1 pseudogene is annotated in these 803 nt (G+C 53.8%); it reads left to right on the forward strand.

Features of this window, described 5'->3' with window-relative positions:
- Positions 1 to 803: pseudogene (locus tag AC1RJW_RS29690) on the forward strand (hypothetical protein); the annotation flags it as partial.

The following is an 803-nucleotide window of genomic DNA, read 5'->3' on the forward strand; positions in this document are numbered from 1 at the left end:
CCCGACAACGCACAGCTCAGACTGGAAACCAGCTATCAATATGATGCCTGGGGTAACCGCATTGAAACCTCAGTGTCGTCGCCGGCGACTGGTAGTGCGGCCATCGTCACCACCAAGAGCAGCCAGACCTATGACACGCGTGGCCAATTTCCGGTGACGCAAAAAAATGCGTTGGGCCATGTCAGTACGACGGCATATGACGCGCGCTACGGCGCAGTCTCGCGTATCGACGACGTCAACCAGTTAACCATGCTGGTCGAGTACGACGGTTTTGGCCGCAAGGTGCAGGAAGTGCTGCCGGATGGTACGCAAAAAAAATGGCTTTACAGCTTGTGCGACGGCAAATGCTCGAAGGAGGCGAGCTATTTCATCAAAGTGAGTACCTATGCCAGTGATGGCGTGACACAGAGCGCCCCCTTGCAAAGAACTTTTTTTGATGCACTTGACCGCGAAATCATCGGTGAGACGGAAGGTTTCGATACCACGCTCATGATTTATACGGAAAAAGAATATGACAGCCGCGGCAACCTGGCACGCAGCACTCGTCCTTACTTCGCCAATGGCGCGATACATTGGACCAGCTATGCATATGACGAGCTCAATCGGCTGGTGTCCTCTACTGCACCCGATGAAGTTGTTACTAGCTACGCGTATGACGGCTTGCGCAGCACAACCACCAATGCATTGAACCAGACTACCACCAAGGTGCTGAACGCCAACGGCCAGCTGGCCCAAGTGACTGACAACCTCAGCCAAACGATCAGCTATCAATATGATGCCTTCGGCAACCTGTGGCTCACGAC

Source organism: Janthinobacterium sp. GW822-FHT07A03 (genome assembly GCF_058798815.1).